Here is a 16,867-nt window from a genome sequence, read left to right as displayed (position 1 = left end):
ACCATGATGGCCAGGTACGCCAGTTGCTGCGTGTTGACAGCGATCTGCGGCGCCGCCGGGACAGAGGCTGGAGAAACACCTGCGACGAGCGATAAACCTGCAACGGCACTTCCTGTTTCCGGGGCAGGGCCTGACGGTTCCGGCCTGCCGGAGACAGGCGACCTGGCAGCTTCTGTCGTCCAGCTTGTCCTGAACGGCGATGCTCTTCCGGACCCGGTCATCATTGCGGAAAGTGAAAACGAAGTCCTGCTTCCGGAAGCGTTGCTCAGTCAGAGCCGGATCCGCCAGGCCAGTGACGCCAGGCTGATAGACGGGCGCAGATACATCCCGGCTTCGGCGCTTGGTGCCCAGGCCGTTGAGCTTGACCGGCAGACCAATACGCTCCGCATCGATTGTGCTGCCGATTGCTTTCATGAGACCGTGATCCCGGTGAGGATGGGTGATCGCCCCGAACTGTCGCCCGTCCGCACCGGCGGGTTCCTGAATTATGATATCTTCGCCGAGGGAGGCGACATTGACCATCGCTCAGGCGCCTTGCTTGAGGCCGGACTGTTTTCCTCCGCCGGAAGCGGGGTGGTCGATTTTGCCTGCACGCGCCAGCATTCTGAAACCAATTGCGTGCGTCTGGACGCGACATGGACGATCGACCGGCCATCCACCGCGACGCGCCTGGAAATTGGCGACACGGTGACCGGGGCGGGGCGATGGGAGGCGCCGGCCAGGTTTGGCGGCATCCGTCTTGGAACGGATTTTTCCCTGACGCCGGATTTCATCACGTTTCCAACCCCATCGATTTCCGGGGATGCCACGCTGCCGGGCGTGGTGGACGTCATGGTTGACGGTTCGCAGAATTATTCCACCGATGTTCCGGCGGGACCATTCACGCTGACCGACCTGCCCGTGGTCACCGGTGCTGGTTCAGCGGAACTTGTCCTGACAGATGTTCTCGGCCGGCAATCCGTCGTGACGGCAGACTATTATACCGCGCCGCAATTGCTGAGATCGGGGTTGAGCGACTGGTCGCTGGAGGCCGGTTTCCTGCGGAAGGAATTCGGCCAGGAGTCCAGTCACTATGATGAAGGCTTCATTGCTGCAGGCTATGCGCGCGGGATCTCCGATCAGTTCACATTCCAGGCAAGATCCTCCGTCAGCGAAGCCCTGCAAAGTGCGGGTATCTCCGGAACCGCCTCGAGGCAGGGGCTTGGCGTCCTCCAGGCGAGCGCCGCCGTGTCGCAAAGCAACGGAAAATCCGGCAATCTTGTCGATTTCAGCCATGAATGGCGCTCTGCGGCATTTTCGGTTGGCAGCAGTGTCCGCTACACGACGCCAGAGTACCGGCAATTCGGGCAATACCGCAGCCCGCCTCGAACAACCGCCCGGACCTATGCAAGCTTCTCTGACGACCGGATCGGGTCCATTTCGCTCTCCTGGTCACATAGGGATGAGCGGGAGAGGGACGACTTCTCGACATTCGGGATTCGCTACACCCGGCCCGTCGGCGCCATGTCCCTCAACCTGTCTGCCATGAGGCTGGCAGGGCAGAAGGATGCGACGATTGCTGCGGTTTCGCTGACCATGCCCCTGGGGAGCGGAGTCAGTTCGAGCATGGGGGCGGATTATCGAAACAGGAGGCTCGGTGGGGATATCCGGATCCGAAAAAGTGCGCCGCCCGCTGGCGGGCTTGGCTATGCGGCGCAGGCGAGTTCCGGAACGCATGAGCGAATGGAAGCTGGAATAGACTACCGGACCCGGATCGGCGATGCCGCAGGAATCGTCAGCCAGGTGGAAAACCGCACGGCAGGCCGGTTGACGCTCCGGGGCGGGGCAGCCATCGTGGGTGGAAGCTGGGTGGTTGCGCCATCGATCACCAATAGCCTGGCGGTGGTCACTGTGGGAGACCAGCCAGGCGTGCAGGTTTTCCAGGACAGGCAATTGGTGGGCCGGACAGACAAGCAGGGCCGGATCGTCCTGACCCGGCTGCGGCCGTTTGAACGCAATGTGCTTTCCTTCGACCCGCGTGATGTCAGCCTTGACCGTTCATTTGGATTGACCGAAGCGATTGTTGTTCCCGGGCTCCGCACCGGCCACCGGATTGAATTCGATGTTGGCCGGTCGAGCGATGTCCTGGCCTATATCGTGACCCCTGATGGCGCGCCCATTTCATCCAGTGGCAAGATTGCAAATCCCGATACCGGCGAGACCTATCCGATTGGCCAGGACGGCCGTGTCTATATCGAAGGCGCCCGGCAGGTGACCCGGCTGCGTTTCATCCGGAACAAGGTGATTTGTGAAGCCAGGATTGTTCTTGGCGACACGCCGACTTTCACACCTTACCGGGATGCCGGGACGATCCCCTGTTTGCCGACCGGGAGGCTCAGATGACCCTTCGCCAAATCTTTCGCGTGCTCGTTGCCAGCAGCCTTCTCGCGATCGTCCCGTCCGGCACCGCATCGGCGACCTGCACTGGTCTGAATTGTTCCTGTTCGGTATCGGCCGACCCGCTGGATTTCGGCATCTACAATCCGCTGGGCGGGAGTCATGCAGATGCCGTCGGAAATGTCAGCGTGACCTGCGGCGCGCTCGTTCTGGGCGCCAATATTTCCTATGAGGTGGCTCTGGGAGCAGGGGGAAATGGAACGGGGTTCAACCGGTCCATGTCGAATGGAAGCGATCTGCTGGACTACAATCTCTACACAGACAGCAGCCGTGCACTGATCTGGGGAGATGGAACGGGCGGGACCGATACGGTCACGCATGCCTACCTGTTGTCATTGATCTTCTCGACGACGGATGATTTTCCGATTTATGGCCGTATACCGTCGGGCCAGAATGTGGAGACCGGAAGTTATAGCGATACGATCGTGGTTACGGTTATCTTCTGATTGCGGCCGCGGCAAAAGAGTTAATTCCCGCCGCTAACTTTTCAGGCCGCGTTTGCGATATTGTGGCAAACTTGGGTGTATGGTGTTGCAAGGATACGTTGAATGGTTCCTGGCTGACAATTCTGTCAGGGGGCTCGGGTACATTCGCATACTGTTGAAAAGTCATTGTGTCGTGCTGGACAGTCCTTGCGCAAGGAATTGCGTTTGGTCGGAAAAGTGCCCACGCAGAATGGAAGAACCATATGCTGCGAACGGTCATTGATTGCATCCAGTGGGACCATGATCCATCTCTCTTCTGGCTGTCGGCAGCGACATGTGTGGTGAGCGTTTTCGCTTCCCTGTGGATGGTCTTCCGCGCATGGTCAGCCGGATCCGGGATCGCCGGAAAATCCTGGGGTTTGTGGGCGGCGAGCGTGTTCGCAGCCGGTGTCTGGAGCACCCATTTCATTGCCATGAATGGCTACAGGCCAATCCATGATGTCACTTATGACGGCGTGATCACATTTGGTTCAGGCGTGGTCGCCGTGACCGGGCTGCTTGTGACCGCACTCCTGTTCGGTCGCGGGCAATCTGCTTTCAGGCGGACCATGAGCGGACTGGTTGCCGCGATGACCGTCATTTGCCTGCACTATAGCGGTATGGAAGCGCTCCGGGGCGCTGCATTGATCGAATATGACCCGGTGTATGTGATCGCATCCATGGCGGTCATCCTGGTTGCCTTCATGGCCGGGTTCCGACTGTTCGTGCATCCAGACCATCCCGGCCGCCTGCCAATTGCCGGGATGTTCCTCGTTGGCGGCGTCGTGGGCCTGCATTTCATGTCTATGGCAGGCCTCCTCATTATTCCGATTGCGGGTGTGAATGAGGCCATGGTTCCGATCAGCCGCGCCCGGCTCGGCCAGATCGTCCTGATCGCGGCAGGACTTATCCCATTGTTCGGTCTCGCGACGGAAATCGTGTTCTCGCAGGTTTCACACTATGCCAGACGGGAACATGTGCGCATGACGCTCCTGTCGGATGCTGCCGTCGAGGGGCTTTTGGTTGTCCGCCAGGGGCTGATCACGGAAGTGAATGCCGCCCTCTGTGACCTTCTGGATATCGACCGGCAGTCGGTTCTCAGGAAGCCGGTGGGGTCTGTTCTGACGGAGAGCTTTCTGCAGGCATCGCGAGCGTGTGAACGCAGCCAGTTCTGCCGTGCCTGTCTAGCTCCGTTCGGAGGCGAGGCGATTCCCGTGGAAGTCTCCCACAGGCGGATTGGCAATGGCGACGACTATGAAGTTTTCGCCATTCGGGACTTGCGGGAATCCGTTGCGATCGAGGCGGAAATGTTCCGCCTTGCCTACACAGATGCCGGGACGGGCGCGCCCAATCGCAGGGCCTTCCTGCACCGGTTGGAAGAGCTCGGAAGCGGTCAGGAAAGCGGTATCGTTGCGGTCGGTATTCTCGACCTCGACCGGTTCAAGGACATCAACGACAAATTCGGTCACGCAGCCGGTGATATTGTCCTGCAGGAGACTTATAACACGCTCTGCGCCGAGGTCGGGGACCGGAACATGGCGGCGAGGATAGCCGGTGACGAGTTCGGCATTCTTCTCGGGCCATATGAGTGTGTGTCTGATATCGAAGCGCATGCATCGGACATCATTGCGGCCATCTGCCAGACAATCGACATCGATGGCGTTCCCCTGGATGCAGGCGGCAGTCCTGGTCTGGCCCCTCTCGGAAACTCGACAGAAATCACGCTGCTGAACGCGGACCGGGCACTCTACGCCGCCAAGAAATCGGGCCGTGGGAGCTACCAGCTCTATGATGACCGCCTGCAAGCGGAGTATGAATCCCGGGGCAAACTCGAGGCCGAGCTGAGATCAGCGCTCCAGAAGGGTGAATTCGAGCTTCTTTACCAGCCCGAAGTATCGGCCTCGACGATGCAGGTGAGGGGGTATGAAGCCCTTCTCAGGTGGCGGAGGCGCGGAGACATGTTGACCCGGCCGGACGAGTTCCTTCCTGTTGCGGAGGATACCGGCCTGATCAATGAAATTGGCGACTGGGTCCTGATGACCGCCTGCAGGGAAGCTTCAGGCTGGTCTGAAGACCAGTTCGTGGCGGTGAATGTCTCGGCCAGGCAATTGCTCGAACAGAATCTGGTCGAGCGGGTTGCTCATGTGCTGGAAGCAACGGGTCTTGAGGCGGGGCGTCTCCATATCGAAGTGACGGAAACGGCCCTTGTCCAGAATTCGCGTTTGACGGAGGACGCCCTGGTCAGGCTGAAATCGCTCGGCGTGCAGATCGCGCTGGATGATTTTGGCACGGGATATTCGTCCATCAGCCATCTGCACAAATTTCCAGTCGATACGATCAAGATCGACCGGTCTTTTGTGCAGGACCTGCCTGCAGGCAAGAAGGCGTGCGCCATTGTGGATGCCGTATGCCGGCTCGGGACCAATCTGGGAATTTCGATTGTGGCAGAAGGCGTCGAAACAGCGGGTCAGACACGCTACCTGGCGAGGAGTGGTTGTACTTTGCTTCAGGGATACCGTTTCGGCGTGCCGGTGCCTGCGAGGGATATCCCGGTTTCCCGCAAAGACATGAAGCAAAGTGCAGCATAATCGAGTGTGATTGAGCGAGCTTCGGAGGGTGGAGCTTCTGCGGTTCACCCCTGGCAGTTTTGTCCGCCCGCACCCGCTCGTCCCAATCGGGTACACCGCCGTATACCGACACCAGGAATTTTCAGAAAGCTGCGGCGAAAAGGGTGAGGTGGCTCCGGTGCCGCGGTCCCTGGGAAGTAGAGGGAGCCCTGTGCGGGAGGCAAACGAACGGCACCAGAACCGCCAATGCTGCGTCGTTGGAGGAGATTTGCAGCTTTTTCCTTATACACCGTTTCGGGAACACTTAACAGAGGGGCGCCGGGTATTTCAGCGCTATTCCAGAACTTGACGCCTCCAGAAGCATAATCCCGAACAGACGGATTTGGCCGGTTTGCGTGCTCAATGCCGCGACCAGCTCCTGACACCGGCCTAGTCCAGATTGGGGGGGAGACAGGACATCAATTCGCCAGCATCAGGAGCCTTGCTCGCTCTGCGCCCAGGGAAGGGGCGCAGGCTGGATCATATAGACAATAGTGGGGGGATTCCCAGACGAAGGAGCTAACTCCTGCCTTGAGCTTTAGTGCCGGCAATCACCGGATCCGCAGATGTCTGAGCGTCGGGATGCCCGGTCGTTCAGGCATGAAAGCGGCGCGTACAAACTCAACTCCTATAGATCGGGCCACTTTGGAATGTCGCACTTTCCTGACGGACCGGGCGCAAGAGGGGGCAGTTTTTTTTTCTGACGGCCTTCGGCCAGAGGAATCAGGTTCGAGCGGCAAAGATATCTGGATCCGTCTCGCTGACCCCGGTTGCTGGGGTGCCGACCGCGTCTTCCGCCGGGCTGCCTGACGCCAGGAGCGCAGGAACTTCAATTTGGCATTTTCCGGCGCTGCCCGGCACAGAGGCTCTACCTCCCCTTGGAGGTCCGTGAGCAGGGGCAGGACATCCTGATCGTGCCATCCGCGGACTAGCCGATGAGCACCGGCGCCTACCGGTCTGGCGCCGCCTTCCGGCGGTTCACGAAATAGCGAACGCCAAGCCCCAGCGCCAGCAGGCTGGCCCCGGCCAACCAGACAGACACGGGAATGAAGGCAGCCAGCGCAAGGCAACCCAACAGGCCTGCGGCACTGATCCAGCGGGGGTAGAGCCTCTGTGCCGGGTTGAGCCGGAGCGCAGCGATATTGGTGACGGCGTAGTAGATGAGCACTGTGAAGGCGCTGAAGCTCCAGACGGTCTCGATGTTTCCGGTCAGGACAAGCGCCAAGATCGAAGCCCCAACAGCCAGGATCGCAAGGGCCGGGTTTCCCCGGCCGGTCAGATTAGAAAGCAGCCCCGGCAGGTCGCCGCGGCGGGCCATGGCGAGGACCACGCGCGACAAGCCGAGAACCAGGTTCAGCAGGACGCCGAGCATGGCCGTGATGGCGCCGGCGCTCACCAGCAGGGACAACCATGGCAGCGGGAGGGACCGTGCGGCGGATTCCAGCGGGGTGGCCGCGTCTGCGAGCGATCGGGCGGTTCCTGCCGGCATCAGCGCCGCCATGCAGATCGCGACCGACAGGTAGACCAGGAGGCTGACTGCAAGCGTCAGGATGATGGCACGCGGTATTGTGGATTCCGGCGCAACCACTTCCTCGCCCATGGTCGCAATCCGGCCATAGCCTGTATAGGCAACAAACATGAGCGCCGTCGCATAAGCGAAGGCAGGCCAGCCCGGCGCATCGGCGCCGAGGTCCCGGGCCGCAATCGTCCGGAGCCGGGTGCCGGTATCGGGGAGCGCGGCGATCACGAAGGCAAGCAGCGCAATCAGAGTCAGGGCGACGATCAGCGTGTTGGCCATGTTCGACCGGCGCAGGCCCGATAGGACCAGCAAGGTGACAGCCAGGACAAGCACCAGCCCGGTTGCGATGATGATCCGGGCATCGTCCTGCCCGAACAGACGAAGGCCGTAGGCGGCCGCACCAAGTGCCGCGCCGGCAGCCGACGCGGATTTGGCAAGCAGGAACAACCAGCCTGCAGAAAAGCCCGCAAGGGGATGAAGCAGGCGGTAGCCGTATTCATAGGTACCGCCGCTGACAGGAAAGGCGGCTGCAAGTTCGGCGCTCGACAGGGCGTTACAAGCGGCGACAAGGCCCGCCAGGGCAATTGCAGGAACGATCCAGTAACCTGCAAGATTGACCCCGAGCCCGATCGTCACGAAGACGCCTGTACCGAAGATCGAACCGAGCCCCAGAAGGGCGGCCGATCCCGTGCCGAGGCTGCGTTCCAGGGTCCGAACCGGCGATCCGTTCAAGACAGCATGCTCCCTGAAGATCACCCTGTGACATTCACCGGGCTCGCTGGAAATTCATGTGCCAGCATGTGCCATCAGAATGTGCCACGGAGCAACGCTCTGTGTCATTCGGCGGGAGCGGGACGCAACCGGGATTGCCGGGGCCTCATTCGCCGGGGTCACTGCTCCGGCGAACGAGGAGAGCGGGGGCTCAACACCTTGGCGGGTCAGGCGGTTTCGCGAGCTGCAGGATAGCCGGCAGCTGCGAGCGCTGCCTCAATTTCTGCACGTGGCGCAGACGTCCCGACTTCGACCGTGTGGTGCTCGGGGTCGGCATTGACCGTCGCGCCGGGGTCCACCGATTGGATCGCCCGGGTCACGGTCCGGACGCAGCCGGAGCAGGTCATGTTTTCGATGTGCAATTGCATTCTGCCCTCCTATTCATGTGTGGCAGTCAGAGAGATGGTCTCTCCCAGCGTTGGAGGGTCAAGTGTGCCAGAAATTAAATCTTCCGCGCGCCAATCTGAACGACCGGAAATTACCGGTCTTTGCCGGCAGGTATCTAAAAGGGAAGAAAGCCTTACTGATGTTTCGGAACAGCAGCGCTTGACCCTCCCATCATGGGAGATCCCATATCCCGGCGCATCAGACCGAATTCGAAGGAATCCTGCCATGACTGCGCACCCCGGACCCATCCCTTTGACCCTCTCGCTTCCGATCGAAGGGATGAGCTGCGCCTCCTGCGTCGGGCGCGTGGAACGCGCGCTGAAGCAGGTCCGCGGCGTCCTCGACGCCAGCGTCAACCTGGCGACAGAGCGCGCCGAGATCCGTCTTTCCGATCCCGACGTCCGGGCCGCAGCGATCCGCGCGATCGAGGATGCCGGCTATGCCGTCTCGTCGCCGGCTGTCGAACTCGCGATCGAGGGTATGAGCTGTGCGTCCTGTGTCGGCCGCGTGGAGCGTGCTCTGAAAGCGGTCCCGGGCGTGACCGGCGCGTCTGTCAACCTTGCCACCGAGCGCGCGACCATAACCGGCCGCGCCGACATTGCGGACCTGGTCGCGGCTGTCAGCGAGGCAGGTTATCAGGCCCATGCGGTAGATCCGGGCCGTCATGCATCGGCCGGGGCCGATCTGCGCAAGGAACAGGAACGCCGCGTCCTGGTCCGCGACCTGCTGCTGGCGGCCGGCCTTACATTGCCGGTTTTCGGACTCGAAATGGGAAGCCATCTCATTCCGGGATTTCATGAGCTGATCGCATCGACCATCGGCATGACTGCGAGCTGGCTTCTCCAGTTCGTATTGACAACGCTGGTTCTGGTCATCCCCGGGGCAAGGTTCTACCGGAAGGGCATACCCGCGCTCCTGCGCGGGGCGCCTGACATGAACAGTCTTGTCGCGGTGGGCACGCTTGCAGCCTATACTTATTCCCTGGTCGCGACATTCGCCCCGGCCCTGCTGCCGGAGGGCGCTGTCAACGTCTATTACGAGGCGGCGGCTGTCATCATTACCCTGATCATTCTCGGACGCGTGCTCGAAGCCCGGGCCAAGGGCAGGACCTCGGAGGCGATTCAGCGTCTCATTGGCCTGCGGCCGAAGACAGCCCGTGTGCGGCGCGGCGCCGCCCTTGCCGAGATCGACGTTGCGAATGTCATTGAAGGCGACATTGTCGAGGTCCGGCCGGGCGAGCGCATTCCGGTGGATGGCGAGGTCATCGAGGGTGAAAGCTGGATCGATGAGAGCATGATCACCGGCGAACCGCTGCCGGTCGCGAAAGCAATCGGCGCAACCGTCACAGGCGGCACGATCAACCAGACGGGCGCCTTTGCCTTCCGCGCCACTGCGGTCGGCAGCGATACGATGCTCTCGCAGATCATCCGGATGGTCGAGGAGGCGCAGGGATCGAAACTGCCAATCCAGGGGCTCGTGGACCGGATCACCATGTGGTTCGTACCGGTCGTGATGATACTGGCCGCTCTGACGTTCGGAGTGTGGTTCCTGTTCGGGCCGGACCCGGCCCTGACATTCGGCCTGGTCAACGCCGTGGCGGTCCTGATCATCGCCTGTCCCTGCGCGATGGGGCTCGCGACGCCAACCTCGATCATGGTGGGAACGGGACGGGGCGCAGAACTCGGCGTCCTGTTCCGCAAGGGCGATGCGCTCCAGGCCCTACAGGATGCCCGCGTCGTTGCGCTGGACAAGACCGGCACCCTGACGGAAGGACGGCCGCGCCTGACCGACCTGGTGACCGTTCCCGGTTACGAACGGGACGAAGTCCTTGCCCGGGTCGCCGCTGTCGAGGCGAAGTCCGAACACCCGGTCGCCCGCGCGATCGTTGCGGCGGCTGAGGCTGAAGGCCTGGTCCTGCCCGAGGTTCGCGATTTCGGAAGCGTCACCGGCTTTGGCGTGAGCGCGGTGGCGGGCGGCGATCTTGTTCAGATCGGGGCCGATCGGTTCATGGCGCAGCTTGGCCATGACCTGGAAGCCCTGAGCGGCACGGCCGAACGTCTCGCCGGTGAAGGAAAATCCCCGATCTATGCGGCCGTCGGTGGCAGGCTTGCTGCCATCATCGCCGTGGCGGATCCGGTCAAGGAGACGACGCCGGAGGCCATCGCCGCCCTGCATCGCCTGGGGCTGAAGGTGGCGATGATCACGGGAGACAACCGGCGCACAGCCGAGGCGATTGCCCGGCCTCTGGGGATCGATGAGGTGATTGCGGAAGTGTTGCCGGACGGCAAGGTGGCTGCGGTCCGGAGCCTGAAGGAGATCGGTCCGGTCGCCTTTGTCGGAGATGGTATCAATGATGCGCCGGCGCTGGCGGAGGCGGATGTCGGCCTGGCGATCGGCACCGGCACGGACGTGGCGATCGAGGCGGCGGATGTGGTCCTCATGTCTGGCAACCTGAAAGCGGTGCCGAACGCGATTGCGCTCAGCCGGGCCACCATGCGGAACATCCGCCAGAATCTCTTCTGGGCCTTTGCCTACAATGCGGCCCTCATCCCGGTTGCCGCCGGTGTGCTCTGGCCGGTGTCGGGGGTTCTGCTCTCTCCAGTCTTTGCGGCCGGCGCGATGGCGCTTTCCTCTGTCTTCGTGCTCGGCAATGCACTGAGGCTGCGCCGCTTCGCGGCCCCAATGACCGAGCGCGCCGGTCCGGTGACCTGATCCCTGCCGCAGGTCCGGCTACGCCGGGCCTCCCGGCCCTTTTCTTCATCTGACCAGGGAGTGCTTAAATGAAAGCGGCGGTCACCATCTATTCGACGCCGACCTGCCCGGATTGCCGCAGCCTGAAGTCATGGCTGAAGCGGGAGGGCATCGCCTATACCGAACGGGACCTGACTGATGAGGCGGTCATGGAAGACGCGCGCCGGCGTTTCGGCGTCCGCATCGCCCCCATCACCGAGATCGGCGACTGGTTTGCCTATGGGACGTTCGAGGATCAGAAGCCTCGCATCGAAGCGAAGCTGCGGGAGATGGGACTCTGGCCGGGGTGAGCGCGGTGCCCGGCTGCCGGGAGCGCCCGCCGGGCCTACCTCGCTGAGGCAAATCCCTTCCGGGACCGCTTTTTGCGCGGGGTGCGGGGCGCCGGAGCATCGCTGTCCGCGCCGAGGCTGGTCAGGATCGGACAGTCCGGGCGGTCATCCCCATGGCAGTTCCGCGCCAGATGGTTCAGTGTGGCGATCATCTCATCAAGTTCACGCCGGCGCTGTTCGAGTTCGCTGACATGGGCAAGCGCCAGCGATTTCACGTCCGCGCTTGCCCGGCTGCCGTTTTCCCAGAGATCGAGCAGCGCGCCGATCTGTTTGACCTGGAAACCGAGATCGCGGGCGCGCCGCACGAAGCGGAGCGTTGCAATATTCTTGTCTGAATAGATGCGGTAGCCCGATTCTGTCCGTTGCGCGGGCTGGACGAGGCCGATCTCTTCATAGTAGCGCAGCATCTTGACGGAAATGCCGGTGGCTTTCGAGGCTTCGCCAATATTCATGGCCTGGCTCCTTTCCTGGTCTGACGCATTCCTTCTAAACCTTCCCATTGCTGGAGGGTCAAGAGCTGGCTCATCACAACCCGGATCGGGATGCCCATGTAAGTCGGCAGGCTTCGTTTACGGGGCATCTCCGGATAATTTCCACCCGATCCGACAACTGACTTGTTGATCCTGTTGAGCCGCGCGGACTTCACGGTCGCGGCCGGACTCACGGTCAATTCCAGAGGGGATCATGCAAATCAAGGAATCTTTCAAACGCGCGCTACTCAGCGCAGCGGCACTTTCATTCGCGCCAGTTCTGGCTCCGTATACAGCATTTGCGGATCCGCAATCCGAAGAACAGGTCAGTCAGTTCGCCATCCCCCCGCAGGGCATGGGAGATGCGTTGCGTCTGTTCAGCAGGCAGTCCGGAACGCCGGTCCTGTTTTCCGAGGATGTCGTTTCCGGAAAGCCAGCGCCCGGCCTGGAGGGTGTGTTCAGCCCGGATGCCGGACTCAAGCAACTTCTCAATGCCAGTGGGCTGGAGGCGGTCGCGGCGCCGGGAGGTGCGCGTATCATACGCGAGGTGCCTGCAAGCTCCGGGAGCTCCGGCCGGCAGCCTGAGTTGATCAGGGAACAGGGCGAGAAGGCCGCGCCCTTGCGGATCAAACCGCCGGAAGAAGAACGTCCCGACAGCGTGTTACGCGCCGACAAGGTGACCGTTACCGGGACAAGCCTGCGCGGCCTTGCCCCGGAAAGCTCGCCCCTTCAGGTCTTTGGGCGGGACGAGGTGCTCGGGTCGGGTGCGCCCTCGCTTGACCAGTTCATCCGCGCCCTGCCGCAGAATTTCGGGGGCGGTTCGACCGAGTTCACCACAATCGGCCTGCCGAATGACAGCAATTCCCGGCAGAACAATACGTCCGGGGCGAGCGCAAATCTTCGCGGGCTCGGCTCGCGCGGAACGCTCGTCCTCATCAATGGCAACCGCATGGCGCCGACTTCGGAGATCGGGGATTTTGTCGACCTGTCCCTGATCCCGATGGCGGCGATCGAGCGCGTTGAAGTCCTGACCGACGGAGCTTCTTCCATCTATGGCGGCGATGCTGTGGCCGGCGTCATCAACTTCATCCTGCGCGATGATTTCGAAGGCGCCGAAACCACAGCCAGCTATGGCACCGTCACCGAAGGCCGGATGGAAGAATACCGGTTCAGCCAGACGCTGGGCTCCGCCTGGGACGGCGGAAACCTCCTCGGCACTTATGAATATTCCAGCCGGGACAATCTGACCCTGACTGACCGTCCGGACATAGGTCTTTTCGAGCCGCGTGTGACTGCTTCTCGTCCAGGCAGGCGAGGACGAAGGGGCCCGGTCACTCGCGCGCGTCAACAGACATCTGCAAGACGTCGCATTCGGGACGTGGAAAAGCGTCTCCTACCGACTCGAACATCCGGAAGACGCGGGCCTCTCCGAAGACGTCGCCTCCTGCCTCCTGCTTCCACCGGACGCAGCCGAGGGTCCTTTGCCCCTGATTGTCGAGGTTTATCCCGGTATTGTGCCACGTTGCGGGGCCCGCACACCGATCCTCTCCTTTCCCAATCCAAATTCTCCCTATCTCTGGGCGGGCAGGAGATATGCCTATGCGCGCATTGCCCTGCCGCGGGAATTGATCCGTACAGAGGAGGGCCCGATTGCGGGAATGGATGAAGCCGTGGATGCAGGCCTCGACGCGATCCTTGCGACCGGACATGTAAATCCGAACAAGATTGTCCTCAGCGGGTTCAGCCAGGGGGCGGTATCGGCGCTCTATGTCGCTGCCCATTCTGACCGGTTTGCAGCGATAATCGCCCGGAATGGCTGGGCGGATCTTACAAGTCACTATTTTGGGCCACCGGGGATCTATTCCATTCTGGCTCCGGACTATTTCGGCAGTGAGTTCATCCGCTACGAGGCCCAGGCAGGGAGCGAGTTCGGCATCGGGCGGACGCCCTTTGAAGACCCGGAAATATTCTATCGCAACAGTCCCGTCCTGCTCGCGTCAGATATCAATGCGCCAGTTCTCCTGATGCATTCCGACATGGACAGCTTTTCTATGGATCAGTTCGACGAGATGTATTCTGCGCTGCTGCGTGCAGGCAAAGACGCCCGCTATGTCCGCTATTGGGGGGAGGGGCACGGACCTTCCAGTCCAGCCAATATCCGGGACATGTGGGAGCGGCTGGATGATTTCCTGGAGGAATTGGGAGTCGCACCGACATTCACCGAAGAGCAGCCTTCATGATGCCGTCAGGATCGCTCTCCATGTCCTGAGCCATGCCTCGATCGCATAATAAACAAGGATCATCCGTCCTGCCGGGGGGGGCAGGAACTGGTCTTCCCGGAGAAACATCTCGACATCCCGGCGCTCTACGATCTTATTTGCAACCAGCTCTCCATCCATGAGGCAATCAAGGAGCAGGGAGCGATTGAGGCGCAGCTGGTCGACAAAATACCGCGTCGTTTCGCCTTTCGTCATCCGCAGGCGGACCAGCTCAGGGAGCCGCCCTTCGAAAGCCTGACGGGCAAGCCCGCGGCTGATACCGCCGAGTGACAGGAGATAGACCGGCAGGCGCAGGCAGAGTTCGACAAGCGGTTGGGACATCAGCGGGTGAACGACTTCCCTTGCATTATCCTGAAAGAGGCGCTCCTGCACCTGTATCATGTGCAGAATCCCGCTCACCTGGTCGAACTTTCCAGGCGGCAATCCTCTTGGCACCCGGGCCCAATCTGGAAAGGCGTAGACCGGGTCAAACTGGTCGAGTGCAGTGGAGTTGAGGGGCGTGCGCCGTGCCGCGATGGCGCCAAGGAACGAGGATGTGTGCGGGATCCCGATCATATCCGGGAGCGTGTCACGCAGTATCCGCCAGACAGACAAGTTCGAGAGCCGCGCCGAGTTGGCAAGCTCCGAAATCAGATGCGGTCCCATTCCGTGCTGGCGCAGATAGTCCGAAAATCCGAGAGCTGTTTCAGCTGCGTGAAAGAGATGATCTCCGCCCTGGCCGGTAAGGTAGGTCCGCTCCATCCCGCCGGTGGCCTGCGAAAGCTGGGCGTTGAAGTCCCGGGAGAGGAATTGCCGGTAGGGTCGCGCCGAGGCAGGATGACTCGTGACGTCCGGCAATTGCCTGGAAGGACTGAACCGGATTTCCGCAAGGTCAGCGCCGAGAAAGGCAGCTGCCGCTCTCGCGAAATGGGCTTCGGACGGGTCACCGGACTCCACGACATGGTGGACAGCAAGGTGTGGGAGAGGTGCATCGCTCTCGGCGAGGCAGGAAAGGACGATTGAGGAATCCAGCCCGCCTGAAAGGTCGACCGCAGGCGCGGGGACAGAGGTTGCCCAGGCGCTGACCGCTTGCTGCACCGCTTCCCGGAGGAGACAAGCCGCAGAATCCGGATCCGGTTCCAGCACGTCGCGCGCAATGTCGCGAGGGTCCCACAGGGTTTCAGGCGGGGCATCGGGTGTCCGGGCCATGAGGCACTGGCCGCCGAAGAGCTCCTTCACTTCATTGAGGCCGGTCTCGCCATTCTGGAGCTTGTCATAGGCCATCAGGGTGGAGATGAAGCGGAGATTGAACGTGAACTTGTTTCTGTCCAGGAAAGGGCAGAGTTCGAGATTGGAATAGAAGCAAGTGACGCCGCTATTGGAAGAGTAGAAGCAGGGGATGGAGGAGACCGGATCGGTATAGACTGCCACGTCATCGCCTCTCCGGAAGAAAGCGACGTAGCTCCCCCAATAGTCATCGTAGAGATTGCGCCCACCTGTATCGAGTAGCGCGGTAGCCGCGGCGTGGCGGATCTCGGTCAAACGAGTATGCCCGTTCCGCGGAAAAAGCGTGCCGAAAATGGCCCCGCCAAACTGGCCGTCCGTGCGCCGGATCTCGATAATGGGCGGGTTGGCAGTGACAGGTTGGCTCAGGTCTGCGACCAGGAAGCCAGATGTCTCCACGAGGATAGGTGGCGCCGGGGCCTCCATCATGCGCGTCAGGATCCTGGCTGCCTGCTGTTCAGCCTCGGCATCTCCCGGGTTCCAGCTCATCGCGAAGAAGGCAGCCGGCATCCTCTCTCTCCTCAGATCGCCAGGATAGGCGAGAAGCCTGCGACCGTTTCGAGATGGTCGTTGAGGACTGCGCCTTTATATTCGATCCAGCAATGCGCTCCGAAAGGGGCGAGCCGTACGCCGAACGTCCAGGTCGCAGCGATCCCGTGGCCCGCCAGGAACCGCATCAGGAAGAGACTGCGGAAGAGGCACGCATCCTTTGTCGTGAACAGGAAGGGGGCAAGTGCTAAAAACTGTGCCGTCAATCCGGCGACGTCATCCAGCATTCTTTCGTGTCCTGACGGTATATTCTGCTTCCAGCGGCGCGCTCCTGAAATGACACCGCGCAGGGAATGCATTCGTTTGAGAGACCAGCTGCGGGCAAGTGCCGTCAACATGTTGGACCATTCAGAATATTTCACATCGGCGGCAAGCAGGCAGGCCTGTTCGAAGCGGGAGGTTTCGGGGCGGGCCGCGGTACAGGCCTTCAATGGCTGGGCTTTTGCAGCGGGGCGCAGGAGTACGCCACTGCGCAGGAGATGGTCCGTAAATCGTTCTGCGTCCTGAGAGAGCTGTTCGGTCCGGTCTGTAGAAATGATCTCTGAGAACAGCCGCGCGGTATCACCGGTATAGGCAAAGTAACGATCCGCGCGTGCATCGAGAAAGATGTACGCCCCGTCGGACGCACAGAAATAGATGTCCGGAGCGAGGCTAAAGGCTGACATTGGGGAGTTGCTCCATCAAGCCCGCAGATAACAGCGAAGCGGAAAAATGAGGGCGCGTACCTGCGCCCTCATCCTTCTTTCAAGGGCGGCTTTCAGCCGATTTCCGGCCGGGAGTTCTGCGAACCGGAGAGCTCGGCCCGGCCAGCAACCTCACCCTTGGTTTCCGAAGAAACGGAACCGAGTTCGATCGGCTCGAATTCGTCCTGAGGCTGATTTCTTTCATTCGTTGGGGTCATCGTCTTTTCCTTTCCATCTGGACGCCGTCAAAAAACAACGGCAGATAGAATATTGAATCTAAAAAGGGTTGAGTCAACGCGGGAAATATTAAAAAATAAATAGAAACAAGGTGTTGAGCAAAAAATTGTGGATGCCTTCTTC

Annotated in this window: 13 protein-coding genes; 7 read left to right on the top strand and 6 right to left on the bottom strand. The window is 61.2% G+C overall.

The features are described from left to right. The first annotated feature begins 3 nt into the window (after positions 1 to 3). The 3 genes from HY17_RS13525 (at position 4) to HY17_RS13515 (ending at position 5,488) form a co-directional block, all read left to right on the top strand. Positions 4 to 2,382: a fimbria/pilus outer membrane usher protein gene (locus HY17_RS13525; RefSeq protein WP_081813151.1), complete on the top strand. Its 2,379-nt coding sequence runs from the start codon at positions 4 to 6 to the stop codon at positions 2,380 to 2,382. Beyond that, on the top strand, positions 2,379 to 2,882 hold the full coding sequence (locus tag HY17_RS13520; RefSeq protein ID WP_034767384.1) for a spore coat U domain-containing protein: 504 nt from the start codon (positions 2,379 to 2,381) through the stop codon (positions 2,880 to 2,882). Before HY17_RS13525 ends, HY17_RS13520 begins: the two co-directional genes overlap by 4 nt. Positions 2,883 to 3,124: 242 nt before the next feature. After that, on the top strand, positions 3,125 to 5,488 hold the full coding sequence (locus HY17_RS13515) for an EAL domain-containing protein (protein WP_034767379.1): 2,364 nt from the start codon (positions 3,125 to 3,127) through the stop codon (positions 5,486 to 5,488). A 967-nt stretch (positions 5,489 to 6,455) separates the two neighbouring features. Here the strand turns inward: HY17_RS13515 and HY17_RS13510 are convergent. Both HY17_RS13510 and HY17_RS13505 read right to left on the bottom strand, forming a co-directional pair. Next, a complete protein-coding gene (locus HY17_RS13510) occupies positions 6,456 to 7,757 on the bottom strand; it encodes an APC family permease (protein WP_034767377.1) in 1,302 nt (433 codons plus the stop codon). A 206-nt stretch (positions 7,758 to 7,963) separates the two neighbouring features. Beyond that, positions 7,964 to 8,164 carry a heavy-metal-associated domain-containing protein gene (locus HY17_RS13505; RefSeq protein WP_034767375.1) on the bottom strand — a complete coding sequence of 67 codons (201 nt, stop codon included), beginning with the start codon at positions 8,162 to 8,164 and terminating at the stop codon, positions 7,964 to 7,966. Between the two features lie 244 nt (positions 8,165 to 8,408). Here HY17_RS13505 and HY17_RS13500 point away from each other — a divergent pair, with 244 nt between their 5' ends. Both HY17_RS13500 and HY17_RS13495 read left to right on the top strand, forming a co-directional pair. After that, the gene (locus HY17_RS13500; RefSeq protein ID WP_034767372.1) at positions 8,409 to 10,895 is read left to right on the top strand and encodes a heavy metal translocating P-type ATPase; all 2,487 of its coding nucleotides are present in this window, start codon (positions 8,409 to 8,411) and stop codon (positions 10,893 to 10,895) included. A gap of 68 nt (positions 10,896 to 10,963) precedes the next feature. Beyond that, positions 10,964 to 11,224 carry a glutaredoxin gene (locus HY17_RS13495; RefSeq protein WP_034767370.1) on the top strand — a complete coding sequence of 87 codons (261 nt, stop codon included), beginning with the start codon at positions 10,964 to 10,966 and terminating at the stop codon, positions 11,222 to 11,224. A gap of 35 nt (positions 11,225 to 11,259) precedes the next feature. Here HY17_RS13495 and cueR read toward each other — a convergent pair whose 3' ends face one another. Next, complete coding sequence (gene cueR, locus HY17_RS13490; protein ID WP_034767368.1) at positions 11,260 to 11,715, bottom strand: Cu(I)-responsive transcriptional regulator; 456 nt, start codon at positions 11,713 to 11,715, stop codon at positions 11,260 to 11,262. Positions 11,716 to 11,947: 232 nt separating this feature from the next. Between cueR and HY17_RS13485 the strand changes: the two genes are divergently transcribed. Together HY17_RS13485 and HY17_RS13480 are read left to right on the top strand one after the other, a co-directional pair. Continuing rightward, positions 11,948 to 13,399, top strand: a complete 1,452-nt coding sequence (locus tag HY17_RS13485) for an STN domain-containing protein (protein WP_034767366.1) — start codon at positions 11,948 to 11,950, stop codon at positions 13,397 to 13,399. Then, on the top strand, positions 13,392 to 13,973 hold the full coding sequence (locus HY17_RS13480; RefSeq protein WP_034767364.1) for a S9 family peptidase: 582 nt from the start codon (positions 13,392 to 13,394) through the stop codon (positions 13,971 to 13,973). The genes HY17_RS13485 and HY17_RS13480 overlap by 8 nt, the downstream gene beginning before the upstream one ends. Here HY17_RS13480 and HY17_RS13475 read toward each other — a convergent pair. The 3 genes from HY17_RS13475 to HY17_RS20280 all read right to left on the bottom strand — a co-directional run bounded on the left by HY17_RS13475 (position 13,968) and on the right by HY17_RS20280 (position 16,725). Next, on the bottom strand, positions 13,968 to 15,785 hold the full coding sequence (locus tag HY17_RS13475; RefSeq protein WP_034767362.1) for an asparagine synthase C-terminal domain-containing protein: 1,818 nt from the start codon (positions 15,783 to 15,785) through the stop codon (positions 13,968 to 13,970). The genes HY17_RS13480 and HY17_RS13475 overlap by 6 nt on opposite strands. Positions 15,786 to 15,796: 11 nt before the next feature. Beyond that, positions 15,797 to 16,489 carry a lasso peptide biosynthesis B2 protein gene (locus tag HY17_RS13470; protein WP_034767359.1) on the bottom strand — a complete coding sequence of 231 codons (693 nt, stop codon included), beginning with the start codon at positions 16,487 to 16,489 and terminating at the stop codon, positions 15,797 to 15,799. Positions 16,490 to 16,581: 92 nt separating this feature from the next. After that, positions 16,582 to 16,725 carry a hypothetical protein gene (locus HY17_RS20280; RefSeq protein WP_155843629.1) on the bottom strand — a complete coding sequence of 48 codons (144 nt, stop codon included), beginning with the start codon at positions 16,723 to 16,725 and terminating at the stop codon, positions 16,582 to 16,584. Positions 16,726 to 16,867 lie beyond the last annotated feature (142 nt).

This window comes from Hyphomonas sp. CY54-11-8 (assembly GCF_000682735.1).
GTDB lineage: Bacteria > Pseudomonadota > Alphaproteobacteria > Caulobacterales > Hyphomonadaceae > Hyphomonas.
This window is presented reverse-complemented; position numbering and strand designations above follow the sequence as displayed.